Annotated in this window: 18 protein-coding genes and 1 pseudogene; 13 read left to right on the forward strand and 6 right to left on the reverse strand. The window is 40.8% G+C overall.

Annotated features, from left to right (window positions below; translation table 11 throughout):
* Positions 1–180: 180 nt before the first annotated feature.
* Entirely contained in the window at positions 181–1,320 is a 1,140-nt protein-coding gene (locus VRK28_RS11180) for a tetratricopeptide repeat protein (protein ID WP_332393936.1), read from the forward strand.
* Between the two features lies 1 nt (position 1,321).
* Here VRK28_RS11180 and VRK28_RS11185 read toward each other — a convergent pair whose 3' ends face one another.
* The 5 genes from VRK28_RS11185 to VRK28_RS11205 form a co-directional block, all read right to left on the reverse strand.
* A complete protein-coding gene (locus VRK28_RS11185; RefSeq protein WP_332393937.1) occupies positions 1,322–4,144 on the reverse strand; it encodes a TolB family protein in 2,823 nt (940 codons plus the stop codon).
* An 85-nt stretch (positions 4,145–4,229) separates the two neighbouring features.
* Positions 4,230–4,472: a hypothetical protein gene (locus VRK28_RS11190; protein ID WP_054562962.1), complete on the reverse strand. Its 243-nt coding sequence runs from the start codon at positions 4,470–4,472 to the stop codon at positions 4,230–4,232.
* A 79-nt stretch (positions 4,473–4,551) separates the two neighbouring features.
* Entirely contained in the window at positions 4,552–6,084 is a 1,533-nt protein-coding gene (locus VRK28_RS11195; RefSeq protein ID WP_332393938.1) for a PH domain-containing protein, read from the reverse strand.
* Positions 6,077–6,610, reverse strand: a complete 534-nt coding sequence (locus VRK28_RS11200) for a PH domain-containing protein (RefSeq protein ID WP_062566330.1) — start codon at positions 6,608–6,610, stop codon at positions 6,077–6,079. The genes VRK28_RS11195 and VRK28_RS11200 overlap by 8 nt, the downstream gene beginning before the upstream one ends.
* 61 nt (positions 6,611–6,671) lie before the next feature.
* Positions 6,672–7,523 (reverse strand): D-hexose-6-phosphate mutarotase, encoded by an 852-nt coding sequence (locus VRK28_RS11205; RefSeq protein WP_062566331.1) that lies wholly within the window; start codon positions 7,521–7,523, stop codon positions 6,672–6,674.
* 329 nt (positions 7,524–7,852) lie between these two features.
* Here VRK28_RS11205 and VRK28_RS11210 point away from each other — a divergent pair, with 329 nt between their 5' ends.
* The 12 genes and pseudogenes from VRK28_RS11210 to VRK28_RS11265 all read left to right on the forward strand — a co-directional run bounded on the left by VRK28_RS11210 (position 7,853) and on the right by VRK28_RS11265 (position 18,580).
* The gene (locus tag VRK28_RS11210) at positions 7,853–8,338 is read left to right on the forward strand and encodes a MarR family winged helix-turn-helix transcriptional regulator (protein WP_054562966.1); all 486 of its coding nucleotides are present in this window, start codon (positions 7,853–7,855) and stop codon (positions 8,336–8,338) included.
* Between the two features lie 105 nt (positions 8,339–8,443).
* On the forward strand, positions 8,444–9,763 hold the full coding sequence (locus VRK28_RS11215) for a porin (protein WP_062566332.1): 1,320 nt from the start codon (positions 8,444–8,446) through the stop codon (positions 9,761–9,763).
* A 155-nt stretch (positions 9,764–9,918) separates the two neighbouring features.
* Positions 9,919–10,389 (forward strand): RNA polymerase sigma factor, encoded by a 471-nt coding sequence (locus VRK28_RS11220; protein WP_130167350.1) that lies wholly within the window; start codon positions 9,919–9,921, stop codon positions 10,387–10,389.
* An 11-nt stretch (positions 10,390–10,400) separates the two neighbouring features.
* On the forward strand, positions 10,401–11,345 hold the full coding sequence (locus VRK28_RS11225) for a FecR family protein (RefSeq protein ID WP_332393939.1): 945 nt from the start codon (positions 10,401–10,403) through the stop codon (positions 11,343–11,345).
* 77 nt (positions 11,346–11,422) lie between these two features.
* Positions 11,423–14,056, forward strand: coding sequence for a TonB-dependent receptor plug domain-containing protein (locus VRK28_RS11230; RefSeq protein ID WP_332393940.1), 2,634 nt, complete (start codon positions 11,423–11,425; stop codon positions 14,054–14,056).
* A gap of 69 nt (positions 14,057–14,125) precedes the next feature.
* Positions 14,126–14,716 carry a biliverdin-producing heme oxygenase gene (locus tag VRK28_RS11235; protein WP_062566336.1) on the forward strand — a complete coding sequence of 197 codons (591 nt, stop codon included), beginning with the start codon at positions 14,126–14,128 and terminating at the stop codon, positions 14,714–14,716.
* Positions 14,713–15,102 carry a YbaN family protein gene (locus tag VRK28_RS11240; protein ID WP_058586044.1) on the forward strand — a complete coding sequence of 130 codons (390 nt, stop codon included), beginning with the start codon at positions 14,713–14,715 and terminating at the stop codon, positions 15,100–15,102. Before VRK28_RS11235 ends, VRK28_RS11240 begins: the two co-directional genes overlap by 4 nt.
* Positions 15,103–15,431: 329 nt before the next feature.
* Positions 15,432–16,010, forward strand: a complete 579-nt coding sequence (locus tag VRK28_RS11245) for a biliverdin-producing heme oxygenase (RefSeq protein ID WP_332393941.1) — start codon at positions 15,432–15,434, stop codon at positions 16,008–16,010.
* Positions 16,010–16,399: pseudogene (locus tag VRK28_RS11250) on the forward strand (YbaN family protein); the annotation flags it as partial. The gene VRK28_RS11245 and the pseudogene VRK28_RS11250, both read left to right, overlap by 1 nt.
* Positions 16,400–16,595: 196 nt before the next feature.
* A complete protein-coding gene (locus tag VRK28_RS11255) occupies positions 16,596–17,228 on the forward strand; it encodes a PepSY-associated TM helix domain-containing protein (protein ID WP_274167910.1) in 633 nt (210 codons plus the stop codon).
* Positions 17,228–17,728, forward strand: a complete 501-nt coding sequence (locus VRK28_RS11260) for a DUF2271 domain-containing protein (RefSeq protein WP_332393942.1) — start codon at positions 17,228–17,230, stop codon at positions 17,726–17,728. Before VRK28_RS11255 ends, VRK28_RS11260 begins: the two co-directional genes overlap by 1 nt.
* A gap of 9 nt (positions 17,729–17,737) precedes the next feature.
* On the forward strand, positions 17,738–18,580 hold the full coding sequence (locus tag VRK28_RS11265) for a DUF4198 domain-containing protein (protein WP_175079643.1): 843 nt from the start codon (positions 17,738–17,740) through the stop codon (positions 18,578–18,580).
* Between the two features lie 26 nt (positions 18,581–18,606).
* Here VRK28_RS11265 and VRK28_RS11270 read toward each other — a convergent pair whose 3' ends face one another.
* Complete coding sequence (locus VRK28_RS11270) at positions 18,607–19,143, reverse strand: hypothetical protein (protein WP_251602813.1); 537 nt, start codon at positions 19,141–19,143, stop codon at positions 18,607–18,609.
* Between the last annotated feature and the right edge of the window lie 63 nt (positions 19,144–19,206).

Here is a 19,206-nt window from a genome sequence, read left to right on the forward strand (position 1 = left end):
TAAAAGAGCGCGGCATTGTAATGAGAGCGTTTTAGAATGCAATAAAGAATAAAAAATAAACAACAGTCTATTGGCAAGATATCCGTACAAGCTGTTTACAGCTGATGACACTAACGACTAACTTGAATAATTAATGTGATCTGGGTACATTGATTAAATAGTGCTCAGGAGGGTTAAGCCATGAAGTCAATTTTATATGCGCTTGTTTTAAGTACTTTTTTAGTTGGATGCAAGAGTACAAAACAACAACCAACGCCACCACCGAGTGTGGCCAGCTTACTCAATGCAGCACACTTTAAACACGTTGAATTTAGCGACCCAGAGCTCTTTAAGCTCCCTGCAGATGAGAAGAAACGTTTTCTTGATTATTTTACCAAGCGTCAGGGTAGTGATTTAAGAGATGACCAAATCCTATATCGCTATTTAGAGAATAAGCTCACCAATTTTAATTACTTTAGCGCCACACTTAATGCCCAGCAGACTCTTCAAGGTCATCAAGGTAACTGTATTAGCTTAGCAATTTTAACCCATGCTTATGCTCAACTAGCAGGACTTCAAACAGGCTTTCAAGCGGTATCAAGTGAGCCTGTTTATAGTAAACAAAATAACATAGTGTATGTATCGGGCCATTTTCGCACCAAAGTCTACGCCCCTTTAAATGAGGACGATAATTACTTGGTGCCGCCAGGCACAGTAATCGATTACTTTCCTGCTCGTGGTAGTTTTTACTCTGGCCGCGCTGAATTAAAAGACTTAATTAGCCGTTATTACAGTAATTTAGCTGCAAAAGCACTGGCCTTGAAACAATTCGACTTAAGCTACAGTTATATATTAAAAGCCAATGAATACACCCCAAATGCACCCTCACTTTATAATCTAGCTGCCGTATTACATCGCCAAGCGGGTGATTTAGCTGGAGCAAAACATATTTATCAAACAGCAATGCAGCATGGCTTTAGCGATACAAATTTACTACATAATTACGCAGTGCTGGCCGAGCAACTGAATGATCAGGTTTTGGCTGAGCAGCTCAATTCACAGTTAGCGATGCTAGAGCAGGATCCATTCGAGTTACTGGCAACGGCAATTAACGCCCGTAACAATGGCAAGCTTTACAAGGCGAAACAACAGCTCGAAGATGCTATTGCATTAGCCCCTTATTTATCTGAACCCTATATAGAATTAGCGATTATTAGTTTTCAGCAAGGTAATGAACAAAGCAGTAAGGAATGGCTAGAAAAAGCCATTGAGATAGAAAATAAAGACGAAAAACTGGCGCTATATCACGCCAAGCTTTTCGCCTTAAAAGACCAACACTAGGCTATAACGAGTAATAGAAGCTTAGCCAAGCCCGTAAATCATTTTCGAAGTCGTCGCCTTCTACCCGGGCGACGCCAAAATCAAGGTTTACATCGTTTAAACCAGCGGGCCCCATACCAAAGCTAAAGTCTCCTCGCCATTTTAGCCCGTAACTTTGTGCATAGACTCGGTTATCAACTTGATGCTGTTGGTAATAAAGCCAAGGTAATGAATCTTTGTAACTAATGCCCCCGCCATAACCTTTATAGCGGTTACCTGATTGACTAATAAACGGCAACTCAGGGGCAACAACAAAGCCGCTTTGCGTGTCATTATTAATTAAGTTTGACTCATAACCGCCAAGAGCAAGAATACTGTCATCGCGATATTGCTGTGTAAAATTAACATAAACAGGAATATCAAAAGCATAACCGCTCAATACGGTGGCAAGGTTATAGCCCTGCCAATTATTCGAGTTAGCATCACCGGATAACCACTGAGCACTCACAGACTGAGCAAAACCGTATCGCTGTCTATCATGTTGCCATTTTTGTTTAAGTCCAAGGGTTAACCATTGATCATCCCCCTTACTAAAATCACTGTAGTTATAGCTCAAACTCGGTGTAATACTAAGCTGCTGAAACTGCAACGGGTAGCTCATGGCTAAATGCGCCCCAGTGTTACTTATCTTAACCGGTATTTGTGAATGGTACTGTTTTGCTGATTCAAGGTCGTAATCAAATAACAGCGCTTTAAATTTTAAATCAAACGCTGAGTACCTAGCGGCCGCGAACACCCCTTCCAATGCTTTGTCATGTAAATCAACACTGTAGCCTGCTTGTAAATCGAGCTGCTTTAAAAAGTCGTTACTTTTGACCCCAAGGGTAAGCAGCGAAGATGAAGCTGAGTAATACTGAGATGCCAGCGAAAAGGTGGGTTTTTGCTGCCAAATATCATAATCGGCTGGCTCAGTTGGGCTTTGCGGGTAGATTTTCGCCTCAGGTAATACTTCGCTCGTTACTTGCCCTCGTGGTGGCTCCGCACTTTTAGCAAATTCAACAACCTCTAATCCTTGTGGTTGCTCAATAAAATGCTTGATATTCGGCCCTTCAGCTGTGATCGATAAATACAAAAGTTCACCGTTATTCATTGCCATTGGGTGTGCAACAGCTTCTTGGCCTTGCGTTAATTGTCGTAGTGAATTGCTTTGTATATCATAATGATATAAATCGAGAGCGGCATTTTTACCGGCAACAAAATAAAGCCCTTTGCCATTGGCTTGCCAATTAGGTTGTGACACATACTGATAGCCCTCTGGCATTGGCACAGTAAGTGATTTTAGGGATCTTAAATCTTGTATATACAACTGCCAATTAGCATTCAATGTCGCTTTTAAATAGGCAAGTTGCGTTTTATTAGGGCTTAGTGATGGATAGTCATAAACCGTTTCTAGGCTTTTCTCAAATAAAGGCGTAGCGACACCCATATTGAGGTCAAGGCGCACTAGCTCCGAGAAACCATGCTTCGTTTGCTCAGCATAAACCGTTTGCCCGTTATCACTGATACTAAAGCGGCGCAGCCCTGCATGATGGCTTAATGCAGTTACTTTACCTGTATCAATATCATAGCGGTATAGATCAGAAATACCTTGAATTGAGCCTTTAGCAACAGTTGTTGTGGCGGTGAAAAACAATGTATTTTCGTCTAACCACTGCGGGTTTTTTATACCCTGCCTATTAATTTGGTGAAGCACATGTTTTTGCTTTCGTTTAAAAACACTGGGGGCTTTATCTGCAATATCAGCAGGGTCATCATCGAGTAACGCTTGTTGCTGCTTCGCAAAATCATCAGCAGCCTGTTGATTGTCATCAGTGCTATAAATGACTAAACGGGTTTCGTCATCTTTGTTGCGCTCGACAATGGCAAGCTTACTGTTATCTAAACTTAAAACAGGGTTCGAAGCGTATAGATCAAGCTCCAACCAAAGCTTACTTGTAAGTGTTTGCTCACTTACCTCTTTAGCCATTGCTTTATAAGTATATTCTGCAATAAAACGGCGGTAGAGGCGTTCAGGTGAATCGCCAAATACTCCGCTAAAGGCCTCATTAAAATCACGCGCTTTAACCGCTTGCATGCGCGTCCAAACTGCATCAAGGGTTTGCGCTGAATAGTTCTCTTCGAGCCAAGCAAGAAAGCGAGATCCCATTAAATACGCCATTGAGCCAGCTAAATAGCCCCCTTCGGTACTACTTAATTGGCTATATTGTGGCAATGCACCTTGCTGGGCAAATTCAACCAGTATTGCCTCTGAAAGGTTATCGTATAAACGACCCCGCCCTGTCATTTTCGACTCCAGCAGCGTTGCATACCCTTCAGCAGCCCAGCGCGGCATTTCGCCTTCAACTAAGTCGTAAATATCCCAACTATTACGAATAGCTTGGCGCACGTCACTTCGAGTAGGCTGAGCAAGGTGCACCAAATGAATATATTCGTGCAAAATTAATAACTGCTGCCAACCATCAGTGTTAGAAATCACCGTGTCGGATTGTGGAGGCGTGGTAAACAAAGCCATTAGAGGTTTGTTAGTCACCGGCAAAGCAAAGCCATTGGAGGCGTTAAATGGGTCAAAAACCAGAACATCGACCACTTCATCAAGAGCACGGTTTTGCTGTTTTAGTACCTTATAGCGAACAATTTCAAGCTCTGTTGCCGCTGAACGGGCCCATTGCTGATTCTCAGTACTAAAATGCACATTAAAGTGCTCGGTATGAATAGTTTGCCAAGTCTCTTGGCTTGAAGCGTGGCTAGCAGCAAGTAGTGCCACAGTTAACAGAGCTTTTTTCATCACAATCCTTGATTAGCAAGTTGCTTAATTTAAGGGCTAGTATGCGATGCTTTTTTAAAAGGCTGAAGTTAAAAAGTGTAAGAAATTACTCGATTTTAAGTGGGCGAACCAAGCCTAGTAATTGATAAATAATAAAAATAGTCACGGCAAACATCAGGCTACTTCTTAATGCACCGAGCCCTGCGATGACTAAAGCTGCGGTTACGAGTAAAGCAATTGCTGTAACAGCAACACTCACACATAAGCCCTTACACTCCTGCTGCGAACGTGCATAACAAAGTAAGGCAACAACACCTGAAATAGCTAAAATAGGTAGTAAATAAATCATTGCGCACCCGTGATTATTGACGTTGCGCTAGTATACCTCGATATTAAAATGAGTCAATGATATTGAGAACCATTTTCATTTAAAACCAATTCCGCTCAACGCCTTCTATTTCATATAGGGCGAAATCAGCAAACTGCTCAGCCAGCTCCGCTTTTAAGTAAGGCATTGATACAGAACCAGAAGCTAGTTGTATATACAAGCTTTTAAGCTGTGATCGGCGCATTAAATAAGTGCTTATTGTGGTGACGCTTTGCGCTTTATAGATTTCAAAAACACGATACTGTACACCCAGCATACCGGTTTTAAATACGGCAAAAAAACGACCGTCATGTTGATACATAGCCAAACCCGTTTTTTGATAATTCAAAAACACACCGATCATCAAAACTAAGCCTACGACACTGCTCCACAGCATCGTAACAGCATCAAATAAGGCGTTGAAAATTAAAGCAGAAGATACAGTTGGCAGGATCACATATAAAAACGTATTTTTATAAAGTAAAGCTCGCTCAGGCTTAATAAAGTTAAGCTCTGTTAAATCAACAAACCATGGAAATAACCAGCCACACACGGCTTGCACTTGCTCTTTAGTGATTACTGGCATCACTAACGTTTGTTTATTTTTATGTGCCGCAACCCCAGCTGCCATACCACCACTACTCACTTGTGGGCATATTAAGGTATAACGATTAAGGAGCCTGGCAATAATATTTTGTTTGATTTGCACACTTTGAATTTTCGACACGCTGATCGAGAGTTGCTGGCGCTCAAATAAACCTGCCACACGCTTAAACTTATCGTCTTGAAAATACAGCTCAAAGTTAAAAAAGCGCACTAAGGCCATGACAACAGAAAGTAAAATGGCACATAAAACAATGGCAACAACCATAATTAACACAGCGATTGCAGCAGCGCTACCAACAAAAGCAGCCTGCTCATTCAGTATGGCCTCTAGGCGGTTTATGATGGTTTTTTCGAGGTACTCAAAAATCACATTCATAAATGGGGCAAGCGCAGCCAATGCTAAAATTGCCATGTTCGACATCAAACCAAACTTAGCAATTTCAGCATTGCTGATCGTTAAGGTTTTCGGTTTATCTGTTGCTTCGTTCTGCTCAACAGGTAGCTGCTCTTGCTGTTGTAACTGAGCCTTAAATTCCATAACTTGTTCACGAACTTGCTCGGCATAGCTAAGCTTAACTCCCGGGATAACAGCTTCTTGAGCACTACTACCGGCGGCATCGAAAATACAATTAACTAAATTAACTGGCTGAAAATAAAAAGGCTCGGCAATGTTTACGTTCTGTACTCGAGCAAATTTTAGGGTTAGCCGCTCTTTTTTAAATACCCCTTTATTGAGCAGTATTTCGTGACCATCTGTTATGCGGTATTTAAAATTACGATAATAAGCAAAGGCATACAGCACTAAAACTAAAGAGGCTACGGCAACAGCTATTTGCCCCCAAAACAGCTTTTGCTCAACTTGCGTAACAAATAACACCAAAATTGGCAGTAAATTAAGTAGCCCATCTTTTATGAAGCGCAGTGCAAAGTGAACAATAAAATACAGTAGCGCCCATGGCGACACACGTTGCCATTGTTGATCACTCATCGGCAAGCTCATTTTCTTGAGTTGCTGCATTATCACCATAACTTTGCACGAACTGGCGAACATCATTGCATTGCTCGTCCGTTAACCCGCTGATATGTAAATCAGCACTCATGCCACCCGCACTGTAGAGCCTGAGTGTTGCGAGTCCTAACTTTCGCTCAATTGGGCCGCGATGAATTTCGGTGTGTTGCACGCGAGAAATAGGCAATAAGGTGATTTGTTGCCAAATTAAACCTCGCTTAAAGGCAATATCATGCTCTCTTACTGCCACCCCTTTAGCGCGAACGCTGTAAAGGTTGTAAACCATCGACAGTATTACCAACAATGGCAAAACCAAAAGCCAAGGTGTAGCAATGGCTTCGCTAATGGCTGGATTAAAGTGCCGTACTGCAATGATCACGGCCATTAAAGGCACGTAAAATAACAACCAATTTAGTTGTACATGCCATATCGCATTATCTGCAAGTGGTTGGAATTGAATCGTTTGATGCTTTGGAAGGGTTTCTATTTGTTGATTACTAAACACGGTAATTCCTTGTAAAGGCCAGCTGTGCCGGCCTTACGTGCTAACACTGAGTCGTTATAAATTATACCCAGCGTAGTTTTGTTGCAAGTGTATGGCTTGCTCCAGGCGCAAGTTCAACACTATCATCAAGGACATTAGCCGCTTCTAAACACAGCATGACGTGGTATTCGTCATCAGCAAAATTAGAAAGACGTTTTGATTTATCAATCCATGGGTTCCAAAGTACACAGGATGTTGAATTTTCGCGGCCTACTTCAATAATGCCATCAGGTGTAATGATACGCTGAGTGTCTTTTGCTTCGGTGTAAACCATATCTGTTTCACGCGTGAACGACACTAATTCATTTTGCTCAAATGGACCTTCAGCAAATTCAATGTATTTCGCGCCTTGCAGACCATCTACTTTTGTTTCTTCAATTGCTGGTGTTGGGAAGTACGTGTGCAGTGCTTGAGTAAACTGTACTGTTTGGTTATCTAAGTTCGTGGTTGTTAAACGCATCTCTAAGCTAGAGGTTAAAATAAACTCAGCCAATAACTTAGTTTTATAAGGCCAATACTTTTCATCAACTTGCGTCATCGGCAATGACAAACTGATATAAATAGAATCGTCTTGTTCTTTCACTTCTTCTGCGCGCCATAAACTTGTGCGAGCAACACCATGAGCTGGCCAGCCTTCATGTTGGCTTACTCCGAACCATGGCCAACAAATCGGAATACCGCCTCGCACACCTTTGCCTTCTTGGTAATCTTCTAATTCTGAGACCCATAATAGTGGCTTTTTATCGGTTGGCGTGAACTCAGTGATCTGCGCACCTTGCAGAAAAATAGTTGCGCTACAAAACTCACTAGCAATTTTAATAAATTCAAGCCCGGTTTCACTTTGCTCAATCGTAACTGATGGCGATAACTTCATAATTCGTCCCATTTAATGAAAGAAAAATCCACCTTACCCAATGCAGTGGCTTTTAGTAAATAATATTTAGTTATTTGTATAAATTGTTTTACTACAAAGTGATGGTGTCACCTCGTAGTTGCATTTTAAGTGTTAACAACAATTACTCTATCTAAATTTTAACTTTTGCTTTTTAATTTCTGCTCTAATTATTTTAAAAGCATAAAAACAACCTTTATGGCCATAAATTATAAGCAATATAGTCATTATTTATTTGAACTCAATTTATTAGATGTGTAAAATTTTTTGATTGCGGTTGCTCCACGCCGCCTTATTTAAGAGACAGAAACATGCAAAAGTATGACGAGCTACTAGTGTCGCTGCGTAAAGTGATCAGAGCCATCGACCTTCATTCAAAACAGCTCAATAAAACCTCTGGCTTAACAGGCCCACAATTACTGATTATGAACGAGGTTGCACAAACCGATGGCATAACCGCTAGTCGCATTGCACAAAATGTAAATCTAAGCCCAGCGACGGTTACTAATATCTTAGACCGTATAGAAAACCGTAACCTGATCACTCGTGTACGTAGCCAATTAGATAAACGCCGAGTTAGTTTGCATCTCACAGAAGCGGGTAAACAGCTACTAGATCAAGCACCTCAGCCTCTGCAAGAACACTTCATTGAAAAGTTCTCAGCACTCGATGAGTGGGAGCAAAGCTTACTACTTTCATCAATGCAACGTATTGCCGCAATGATGGATGCAGATCAGCTTGATGCTTCACCTCTGCTTGAAGTTGGCGCAATCACCAAGACATTAGAACCACAGTAAAAATTAAAACTGATTGATTAATATTAATTTTCTGTGTCTAGTCTTGGGTTCAGCATGATTATCAACTATGCTTGGTAGTACCCATTCCAACACTAGCGAAAATTCATGCTTAAACTATCAAAGTTAGCCCTCGCAATAGCCTTGGGCACAACTTCAAGTCTTAGTCAGGCATCTGAAATTGATGACCTTCAAAAGCAGCTGCAATTGCTGAAACAGCAAATGCAGCAACTGCAAAGCAAACTTGATGCTGCCGAAGAAAAATCGCAGCAACAAGCCGAAAAACAAGCGCAGATTGATGCACAAGTAGCAAAACAGCAAAAGCAACTTGAGCAACAAACAGCAGCTGTTGAAGCTCCTAAAAAAGAATCTGGCATTAAGGTCGGGGGTGCAGTACGTACCAACTTCAGCCATACATCTTATAACGATGGTAATAAAAACCGCGGTGGTGACTTCGATTTTGACATCTTCAGGCTAAATTTTGCAGGCGATGTCGGTGATGTGCAGCTTAACGCTGAGATCCGTTTTTTCGATTACATGACTGCAGTTAAGTATGCTTATGCAGCCTATGACTTTGCCGAAGACTGGCAGGTACAGGCAGGTATTACCAAAGTGCCCTTTGGTAACTGGCCTTATAACTCACACAACTACTTCTTTGGCACCACTTACTATATTGGTCTTGAAGATGACCACGATCTGGGTGTGCTATTCAAGCGCAAAATTGCTGACAACTGGCAAATTGATCTTGGCTTTTTCAAAAATGATGAGCTAGGTGGTGTTGATGGTTACGTAAGCGACAGAAGCGACCGCTACTCATATGATGTTGTTGGTTTCCGCTCAGCTGATGAAGGTGTATATGCCGAACCAACCAATGCGATTGGTGAGTACAACACCTTCTCTGGTCGTTATGGCTATCATTTTGAGCATGACGGCGGCACCACCGAGCTAGGTGTTTCTGCGTTATCGGGTGGCTTGCATGACGGTGAAGATAAAGCCGGCGATTACTACGCTTGGGCTGTGCACTTAAACAGTACTATTGGTCCATGGAATTTCCAGCTCCAGCATGGTGAGTATAACTACGATATCGACAACGTCGACCGTATGGCCGTGGGTGCTTATGCGTTTTACGATAGTATTGCCGCAGAAGCGACCATGACTAATGCTAATATCGCTTACAGCCTGCCTGTAGAGTGGGGGCCGGTAACAAACCTGCAGTTTTATAATGACTACGGCATCATTTATGACAAGTCAGATAACAGCGAAGATACATGGATGAATGTAACCGGTGTATCTGTTGCCGCAGGTGGCTTATTCACTTACTTTGATTTTGTACAAGCGAAAAACCAACCATTTGTTGGTGGTTCAATTGCTGGCGACAGCGACGAGACTGAAACCCGCTTCAATATCAATATAGGTTATTACTTTTAGTAACCCTATTGCTCCATACACCTATTTAGCCCAGCCTTGCGCTGGGCTATTTGTCACACCTCAAACCAGTTATAAATGCAAACGAAAACTATTGCCATTTAGTTGACTGACAGCTAGTATCCTTTTCCTTTTTAAATTACCTAAAAAGGTGACTTTTGGAACGCTATTACGCTGAAGTTTTAAATTACATTTCACGCTCCGTTGGCTGTAAAGAAAAGGCGCAAAACATTGTACAAGAAGCCTACTTAAGGATACTGAATCATAAGAAAAACAATCCAAATCATGATTCAACCCAGCAGCGTGCTCTATTTTTTACTACAGCAAAAAACATTCTTATTGATCAGTATCGTAAAAAGCGAAAAGTAACCGAAGAGGTTGAACTAGATCTTATTGCTCCCGCTGACTTTGAGCCAGAATCAAAACTCGCGGCACAGCAACAACTCAAGCAACTTTACCAATGCATTGAACAGCTGCCGCAAAAAACAAAACAAGCCTTTGTACTTTATAAGTTTAAAAATCTTAGCCAACATCAAATTGCATCGCAAATGAACATTTCTGTTAGTATGGTTGAAAAGCACCTAGCAACAGCCATGATGTTATGCCGTGAAACACTGAATAGAAAATAGGAAAGTATACAATGGACCGTCAGCAAACATTATTGCAAGAGCAAGCAAATAAGTGGCTAGAACAGCAAAAGTGTGGCTTTACTACAGAGCAAGAAGAGCAATTTCAGTACTGGCTTTCACTAAACCCTGATCACAAGACTATTTTCGAAGAAAGTAAACAAATAGACGGCTTGTTAGCACAGTTTTCAGAACAAGAAATTGAGAACCTATCTACATCAAAAGTCTTTCGTTTTTCACAAGCAAATGTATGGATGGCAACAGCAGCATGCTTAGCGATATTCATGATAAGCCTGATCAGTTTCACATTATTGCCCCATACTGAAAGCAGCGATTACAGTGCTCAATATAGCTCAGCAGTTGGTGAGCAGCTTAAAGTAAACCTACCAGAAGGCTCTAAGCTATATTTAGATGCACAAACAAACCTAAACATTAATTTTAATGAGCACATTCGCTCTAATACCTTAGTAAAAGGGCGAGCCTTATTTGATGTCACGACAAACCCCAAGCGACCATTTATCGTCAATACAGATACCACTAAAATAACCGTGTTAGGTACTAGGTTTACAGTCGATAAAAAACCATTAAACACACGCATTCGCGTCTCGCATGGTAGAGTCAAGGTTCAAAGTAATCAGCATATCGTTGAACTAATACAAGGTCAGCAAGCTTATGTTAATGAGCAAGGTATCTCTGTTGAAAATATCAACCCAACTCTTATTGATGCATGGCAACATGGGCGACTAATTTTTGACAACACACCTCTCAATGAAGTTTTTGTAGAGTTCAACCGATACCATGACAGAGAATTTAAATTTGCCAGCAATGAATTGAGCCAACTACCTTTGTCTGGAACATTTAATGCCTCAGAATTGGATAATTTTTTAAAATTATTACCCCATGTAGTTCCTGTTAAAATAAAAACAGAAAAAGATCAGATAATTATAAACAAACTATAATTTATAAAATTTTTATTGAGGGATTCTCATTCTCATTCGTTTTCATTTTAGTTAGTTAATTACTTGGATGTAAATGAATGAAAACCCCTTACTCTTTAACCACTAAATTATCACCTTTGGCATTTGCACTTGGGTTAGCCCTAAGCGCTCCCCTTGCCGCTCAAGATAGAGCGGTATTTACTTTTAACATTGCTGAGCAATCATTAAGTAACTCACTTAACCAGCTAGCACAGCAAGCGAACATGAACCTTATTGCTGATGCAAAAATATTAGAAGGTATTGTCGCTCCTTCAATACATGGCCAAAAATCAGTATATGATGCTTTAGAAGTCGCTCTTAAGAATACAGCTATTCGAGCAGAAGTAATCGATAACAGTATTGTTATAAAGTCGACCAATTCAAAAAACTCAACCTCTTCTACTACCGGTAAAGACAGCGCTGTCTCTAATGATTTAACAGAAAAACAAAAAGATATAGAAGTTATCGTAGTAAAAGGTACGCAATTAAAAATAACTCGAGAAGAGATGGACCGCACAAGCGGCCTTTCAAACTCTGATATTTTTTCAACTTTTTCAGGAATTGAGGCGAATAATATTCGTAACGAAGCAGGTGCATTAGACGTGGGCATCCGAGGCGTACAGGGTGAAGGCCGAGTTCCCATTTTTATTGATGGTAGCTTACAGTCTACTCACACTAACCGCGGTTATATGGGCACCTCTGATCGCACTTACATTGACTCAGACCTGATCAGTACAGTGAATGTCGAAAAAGGCCCTACGGCAAAAGCCTCACCATTTAGCGCAGGCGCTATCGGTGGCACAGTCAGTATGAGCACTTTAAATCCTGCTGATATTTTAAAGGAAGGTCAAAATTTAGGCGCATTAGTAAAACTAAAAACATACAACAACAACTCCATGCCTAAAGTAAGTGATGACCCTGTAGAGCAAGAGTATTACCAAGTAGCGCCAAGCCATAACAGTACAGACTTTGAAAACGGGTCAATGGTTCTAGCTACAGCTTATAAAAATGATGACTTCAGCGCAGTATTTGCTTTTAGTGACAAAAAGGTCGGCAACTACTTTGCTGGTAGTAATGGTTATGAAGATTTTGTTGAAGTTGTTGAGGGTTGGCTGAGTACTTTTGAAATTCTCCCTCCGGTATCACCTGGCGCAGAAGTCGTTAATACGAGCTTTGAAAGTGAATCTTACTTAGCTAAATTTAGTTATGAGTTTACCGATGAACACACTCTCGAAGTCAATACCCGCCATCATCAACAAGCCGCAGGGGAAATGCTCGCTTCTTATTGGCACAAATATGAAGAAGGTGATTACCGCCGCCTACCTGACGGCACATGGGAAGAAATTCCTGCAGGTGAAGAGGCAATGCCACAATGGCAACTTGGTACAGCACATGTAAATAGTATCAGTGCTATTTACCACTACTTACCAACGAACAACTCACTTATCGATTTGAAAGTGAACCTTTGGAACACGCATGCAAAATTAGATCAATACAATGCATTGGCAAGCAACCTAGGTTCAAACGCATTACAATATACCCACCAGTATGCAAATACTCGTTCAGGCTTTAGTGCTTATAATGTATCAAGCTTTAAAATTGCCAGCCAGATCCCTACAACCTTGACCACTGGCTACGCATGGCAGTCTGAAGAATTAAAACCAAAAGAAGGTTATGAAGATACCTTCTATACAAAATACCCTACATCACGTGATGGTAAGCGAACCTCAAATAGCTTTTTTGCTAATGCGCAATTAGATTTTAATGACTTAGAACTACTACTAAACATGAACCTTCATGATGCCAAAATTGAAGACCGCCAAGCTGAATTAGAGCATAACTTTGATGCTAAACTAGATTTAACCTTGCAAGCTTCATATCTTCTGATTGGCAACACATTTGTATCTGCTAAGTATAGTAAGGCATATCGAATGCCGAGTTTATACGAGGGAACCGTTTCTAATGAGGTGTTTTCTTTCTCACCCGGCTACCCAATTACTCCTGAGCGAACAAATTCATACGAATTGAATATTGAAAGCACATTTAGTGACATCATCGCAACCAATGATAACTTTACTTTCAATTTCAGCCTATTCCACACTGAAATAAAAGATATGCTTGCTACGGCGAACCTAGCCAACAAGGATCCTGAAGCGTATTCTTGGCAACGCACCTATGCATTTACAAACTATGACTCATTCACCCTTCCCGGTATCGAGTTAAAACTAGATTATAAAAGTCAGTACCTCTATGCATCTGCATCAATGATCAATTACCAAGACGTAGAGATGTGTTCAAATGAATTGGCAGATATTGGCGGTGCTGAACGTTGTAATAGTGAAGGCTTTTTAGGCAGTTTAACCCCGTTGCGAATTCCTCCAGAAAAGAGTTACATCGTCAATATCGGTGCAACCTTGTTTGATGATTCATTAGATACAGGTTTTATTTATAAAAAGCATACCGATAAGCGCCACCCTGGCGGCTTCTTATCATCAACAGGTGTTGATGCACTTGAGTATATCCCATCTGGTTATCAATTAGATTTTTACCTTGATTACACGTTCAACGAAAGCCTGAGTGGCTATGCATCTGTAACTAATCTAACTGACCAATATAAAGTTTCAACGGGTTCTATTGTCGCCATGCCCGAGCCTGGAAAGACCATTACTCTTGGCCTAGAAATCAAACTTTAAGTTCTTATTTTACCTTATACATTGCAGCGATCATTTTTCACTGCAATGTGCTTTATCTATGGAGTAAACATGTCTCTTACCATTACTGAACATTCGCGATCTCAAGCACTAAAAACAGCAACGACTGATGTGCACAATAATGTCGATAAAAGCATCATGGCCCAAAACCCATTTGCCGATACAAGCAGCTATATATTATTTTTAAGTTTACAGTACAACTTCTTGAAAGATGTCAGTGCATTATACGAACACCCAGAACTTGCTAAGCATATAAATGATCTAATCGCACGTCGTCGCTTGTCTTTATTAGAACAGGACTTTCAAGACCTGAAATACGCATTACCAGAAACCCCTTTAGAACCTTCTATCACCCATGAGACAAATTTTGCTACCGCTTTAGGTTGGCTCTATGTTGTTGAGGGCTCAAAAGTTGGAGCTGCTATGCTTGGTAAGCAAGTAGAGGCACAGCTAAACTTCGATGCTAACCATGGCGCTCGATATTTGAAAGGACCTGGAGCAGGTCGAGGAAGTGCATGGCGAGAACTCACACAACTAATAGACACGTTAGAGCTAACACAAGCCCAAGAAGCTGCTCTAATTGAAGGTGCTCGCCAAGCCTTTACACGCTTTCAACAATTTCAAAGCCAAGTGTATTCATGAAATTTAACCTTCGACTAATAAGGTACAAACAAACCACACTAAAACTAAGTGGGTTTACTTTAGTAGCTCTAGGTGTTGTAGGTATGGCTTTGCCTATTATGCCAACAACGATTTTTTTTATACTTGCCTTAGTGTGCTTTAGTCATGCTTCACCAACACATGCAAAGCAGTTACTTAACCACCCTCGCTTTGGATTAACATTGCGTTTATGGCAAGAAAACAAAGTAATACCTGTCAAAGCAAAGCTCATGGCAGTAACGTGTATATGTTTTAGTTTCTCATTATTAGCCTTGGCAGAACCCGCTCTATGGCTGGTTTTCATGATTGGTTTTATAAAGATTCTTATTGTGACATATATCCTTACACGACCATCAAGTATCGCTTAGTACATGCTATAAAGCATGTTGGAACTAAACTTCACAGTCAAACACCTCCATGCTTTTTTACTTTTTTATAATGTAGCTTTGGAGTATTGATAAAACGTTACAAACACAAAACAAAGAATATTCAGGTCCGATCTGTACCTTTAGTAAAAACACTTTCTGGCTATACAAATGAAAATCATTATTATATAGAATCATTCTAAGCCCGGTTTATTGTTAAAAGCTGTATAGCAGCTTTGCCTGATTATCACTTAGAAATTATGGGTATAACCCTATGACAACATCAACTACCCCGTGCATTTACTCTAAAGACGTTGCTGAGGAACATATTCATGCCAATACTCGAGCTACTTTCTCGAGCTGAAAAGCTAAAACAAACGATAAGCATCATAACCGATAATATTGATCATCATTTATTAGCGCTAGCGCCTAGTGCTGATTTAGATAACTATAAAAAGTTTTTAACCTTACAGTATGCCTACCAGTTAGAATTAAAAGGCCTCTACGAGCATGCTGGTTTACATCAATATATAGATAACTTACATGATCGTACGCGATTATCTTTAATCAAGCAGGACTTAGACGATTTAAAGCACCCATTACCAAATCATCAAAAGCAACCCTGCCGCTTTCAAAATACTGACTTTGCCTATGTACTTGGTTGGCTGTATGTAATTGAAGGATCGCAATTTTCTGCAGCTACATTAGGCAAACAGGTAGAAGCTGAGCTAAAGTTAAATAATCAACGTGGTGCACGCTACCTTGCTAAAGCAAGTGAATACTCTAAAGACTGTCAACTAAATCATCTTATTGATAACCTTGAGCTCTGTGAACAGCAACAAGCCACCTTGATAGAGGGTGCCGAGCAAGCACTGCAACGATTTAAGTTTTATCAGGCCCAACTTTATTGATGAATGTGAGAGCGGCGTTTACCGCCTATAAAAATGGCTGCTATCAGTTACTCGGGTTATTGATGGTGGGTTTAGGTATCATAGGTATTGCATTACCTGTGATGCCGACGACTATCTTTTTTATACTAGCATTGGCGTGCTTTACCCGCTCATCACCCAAGCTTTCTGCCTGGCTGCTAAACCACCCCAGATACGGCCAACCGTTAAGGTTTTGGCAAGAGCATAAGGTTGTCCCTACCCGTGCTAAGTTATTAGCAGGTTTTGGTATGGCTATCGGATATGCTTTTTTACTACTAAGTGCCGCGCCAATTTGGGTGATGTATTTAGTAGCAGTGATTGAATTGAGCGTATTAGCCTATTTAATTAACCGCCCATCTGAGCCAAATAAACCAACCCTAATTCAAGTTAATATAACCACACAGATGCGCTTGATGTTGCTTGCTTGTTTTCTCAGTTCGCAACTAGCAGTGATGGCGTATCTCGCTATTCATTTCTAGCACAAAGAAATGTAAAGAACGTAAACCTGCTTGTTATCAGTAATACAAATCATTATCATATTTGTATCTTTAACGAATAAACCGCATTATGTTCTCATTTAACAAACGCAGCTTTTATAGCGTTAGCCGCGCCTTACACATATACCTTTCAACGGCTTTATTCTTTTTACTTATTTTATTTTGTGTCAGTGGCATCATCCTCAACCACGTTAGTTGGCTCGAAAATGATAAACATAATGGTCAGAACCAACTACTTGTTTCTGCTGAGTTATTTGAAAAAGCGCAAACAAACCTCGACACATTACCAAGCCTTTACCCTGAAATAGAGCAATACATGCAACAGCAGTTTTCACTCAGCAATGTAAAAAGTATTGAGTGGGAAAAAGAAGATGCCTTGGTAATGCTCGACTACCCGCTTCCGGCTGGCTTTGCCTATGCCGAAATCGATTTTCAAACCGGTGAACTTAATATTGATTATCAAACTGGTGGCTTTATGAGTCTGATTGGTGACTTACACAAGGGCCGCCATACAGGCGAAGCATGGAGCTGGGTGATTGATATCTCAGCTGTTTTGATGATTCTGTTTGCTATTACTGGATTATTTATTCTCTTTCAAAACCGTAAAAAACGTGCCGCAGGCCTTTGGTTAACGCTGCTTGGTGTTGCCACGCCTTTGGTTATTTATCTAGTTTGGGTGCCTCAACTTAAAGGAGTATCTTAATGAAAAAAGCCCACTTACTCGTTGCTCTACTAATTGGCTGTTTGTTCAGCCCTCTGAGCTTTGCAAAAGAACCCAACCTAACCGTTGAATTTACCTTACCTGAGCTAGATGTTTCTCCATATCATCGCCCTTACGTGGCGCTATGGCTAGAAACACCTGAACGTAAACACGTTACCACTATTGCACTTTGGGTCGAAAAAGCTGAATGGTTTAAAGACTTACGTCAGTGGTGGCGAAAAGCAGGTCGTAGCAACGACAGCTTTGATGGTGTAACAGGTGCAACAAAACGCCCAGGCACTTACACCATTGAGTGGCAAGGTAAAGATTTAAAAGGTAATCCAGTTAAACCTGGTAGCTACCTGCTTAATGTTGAAGTTGTACGTGAAGAAGGTGGCCGAGATTACACCCGCGTTGAAATCGACTTAACGAAAGACGGCAAAGTCACAATTAAAGGCGAAAAAGAGTTCGCGACTAGCTTTGTTACCATTACCAGTAATTAAGGACAAACAATGAAATTAAAATTATTAAAAACGGCGCTGATCGGCGCCGTGACCTTCACAGCAATTGCATCTGGCTATGCACAAGCACATGCCCGTTGGTTAATGCCATCTCACACTTCTTTATCTGGTGAGAAAACTCACTATGTGATGATCGATGCCAGTATTTCTAATGAGTTGTTTAGCCCAGATAAAGCATACCGCCCAAAACAAAAAGGCGCAGAGTATGACGACAACTTATTAATTGCCCTTGCTCCAAACGGTAAACCGGTTGAAGAAACGATTCGCGCATACTATTTAAAACGCAAAAACTCAGCGGCAGTGAGCTTAACGCAAGACGGTACTTACCATATTGCTATGCAGCAAAAGCCAATGCTAATGACTTTCTATAAAGATAAAGACGGCAATCGCGGCCGTGTTTTCGCAGGTAAAAAAGAAGCAGACCTACCAGCAGGCGCAACCGACGTGCGCACTGTAAAATCAATCGCAACTGTTGATACTTTTGTTAGCCGTAATGGTACTTCTAAGCCAACATTGCTTGGTCAGGGCTTAGAAATTTCAGGACCTACTCACCCGAACGACCTGTTTGCTGGTGAAGAAGCTAAGTTCCAATTGCTAATGGATGGCAAACCAGCTGCTGACGTTGAGCTTGCTATTGTTCGTGGTAGTGCTCGCTACCGTAATGAGCGTGACGAAGTTAAAGTAACAACTGATAAAAAAGGTTTCTTTACTGTGACATTCGCTCACGCCGATATGTATTTGATTGAAGCATCTGTTGATCAAAAACCAGCAGAAGCAGATATCGATAACGTTCGTTACTCATTATTCACAACGCTTGAAGTAGCGCCTGAATAATATGCTGATTAGGCCTTAGCAAAGGCCTAATTCGACTTTCGAGGAAGGCTGTAGTCAACCGTGTGATCGCAGCTACCGTCTTTCTCGCAATCATTTACCCCATCACCATCGACATCCCAGCTTGGGTGCATGCCTTTTAATGTATTTTTTAATACCGTGATATCGGCTGTAAATTCACTTTGCTCATCACGGCGCGCAGCATTGCGCATTAGAAACACCCGAATCACATAATCGCCATTATCAGGAATTTTAACCTCGGCATGATCACCTTTTGCCGGGCCAACAAACAAAGCAGTTGGGTTGCCTTTTGGTAAAATATTAAAGTAGTTGCTTAAATTTGATGGAGAAAAATCAACCTTTAAAGTAGTGCCTTTATTAAGGTTAATTTGATATTCCAGCATCTCATAACCTTTAATTGTGTCTTTAACTTGCCAGCTTTGCTGCACCGCAATATCTGAAGCTAGCAACTCATAATGACGACTATTTGGTAAATTTTGTTCGGCAAACACTAAGCTACTTGTAGCCACCGAAAAACAAAACCCTATTAATAACAACAACTTCATATTCAACCTCCTTTTTAATTCTTTTTTAAAGAATGATAAACACTAATTTTACAATTTTTAATT

The organism is Pseudoalteromonas sp. P80D2, from assembly GCF_036680945.1.
In the GTDB taxonomy this organism is placed as follows: Bacteria; Pseudomonadota; Gammaproteobacteria; order Enterobacterales; family Alteromonadaceae; genus Pseudoalteromonas; species Pseudoalteromonas shioyasakiensis.

Bases quoted from the DNA above. Each gene is read 5' to 3' on its own strand.
- VRK28_RS11180 (WP_332393936.1), top strand. From the start codon at position 181: ATGAAGTCAATTTTATATGCGCTTGTTTTAAGTACTTTTTTAGTTGGA.
- VRK28_RS11185 (WP_332393937.1), bottom strand. From the start codon at position 4,144: ATGAAAAAAGCTCTGTTAACTGTGGCACTACTTGCTGCTAGCCACGCT.
- VRK28_RS11190 (WP_054562962.1), bottom strand. From the start codon at position 4,472: ATGATTTATTTACTACCTATTTTAGCTATTTCAGGTGTTGTTGCCTTA.
- VRK28_RS11195 (WP_332393938.1), bottom strand. From the start codon at position 6,084: ATGAGTGATCAACAATGGCAACGTGTGTCGCCATGGGCGCTACTGTAT.
- VRK28_RS11205 (WP_062566331.1), bottom strand. From the start codon at position 7,523: ATGAAGTTATCGCCATCAGTTACGATTGAGCAAAGTGAAACCGGGCTT.
- VRK28_RS11210 (WP_054562966.1), top strand. From the start codon at position 7,853: ATGCAAAAGTATGACGAGCTACTAGTGTCGCTGCGTAAAGTGATCAGA.
- VRK28_RS11215 (WP_062566332.1), top strand. From the start codon at position 8,444: ATGCTTAAACTATCAAAGTTAGCCCTCGCAATAGCCTTGGGCACAACT.
- VRK28_RS11225 (WP_332393939.1), top strand. From the start codon at position 10,401: ATGGACCGTCAGCAAACATTATTGCAAGAGCAAGCAAATAAGTGGCTA.
- VRK28_RS11230 (WP_332393940.1), top strand. From the start codon at position 11,423: ATGAAAACCCCTTACTCTTTAACCACTAAATTATCACCTTTGGCATTT.
- VRK28_RS11235 (WP_062566336.1), top strand. From the start codon at position 14,126: ATGTCTCTTACCATTACTGAACATTCGCGATCTCAAGCACTAAAAACA.
- VRK28_RS11240 (WP_058586044.1), top strand. From the start codon at position 14,713: ATGAAATTTAACCTTCGACTAATAAGGTACAAACAAACCACACTAAAA.
- VRK28_RS11245 (WP_332393941.1), top strand. From the start codon at position 15,432: ATGCCAATACTCGAGCTACTTTCTCGAGCTGAAAAGCTAAAACAAACG.
- VRK28_RS11255 (WP_274167910.1), top strand. From the start codon at position 16,596: ATGTTCTCATTTAACAAACGCAGCTTTTATAGCGTTAGCCGCGCCTTA.
- VRK28_RS11260 (WP_332393942.1), top strand. From the start codon at position 17,228: ATGAAAAAAGCCCACTTACTCGTTGCTCTACTAATTGGCTGTTTGTTC.
- VRK28_RS11265 (WP_175079643.1), top strand. From the start codon at position 17,738: ATGAAATTAAAATTATTAAAAACGGCGCTGATCGGCGCCGTGACCTTC.
- VRK28_RS11270 (WP_251602813.1), bottom strand. From the start codon at position 19,143: ATGAAGTTGTTGTTATTAATAGGGTTTTGTTTTTCGGTGGCTACAAGT.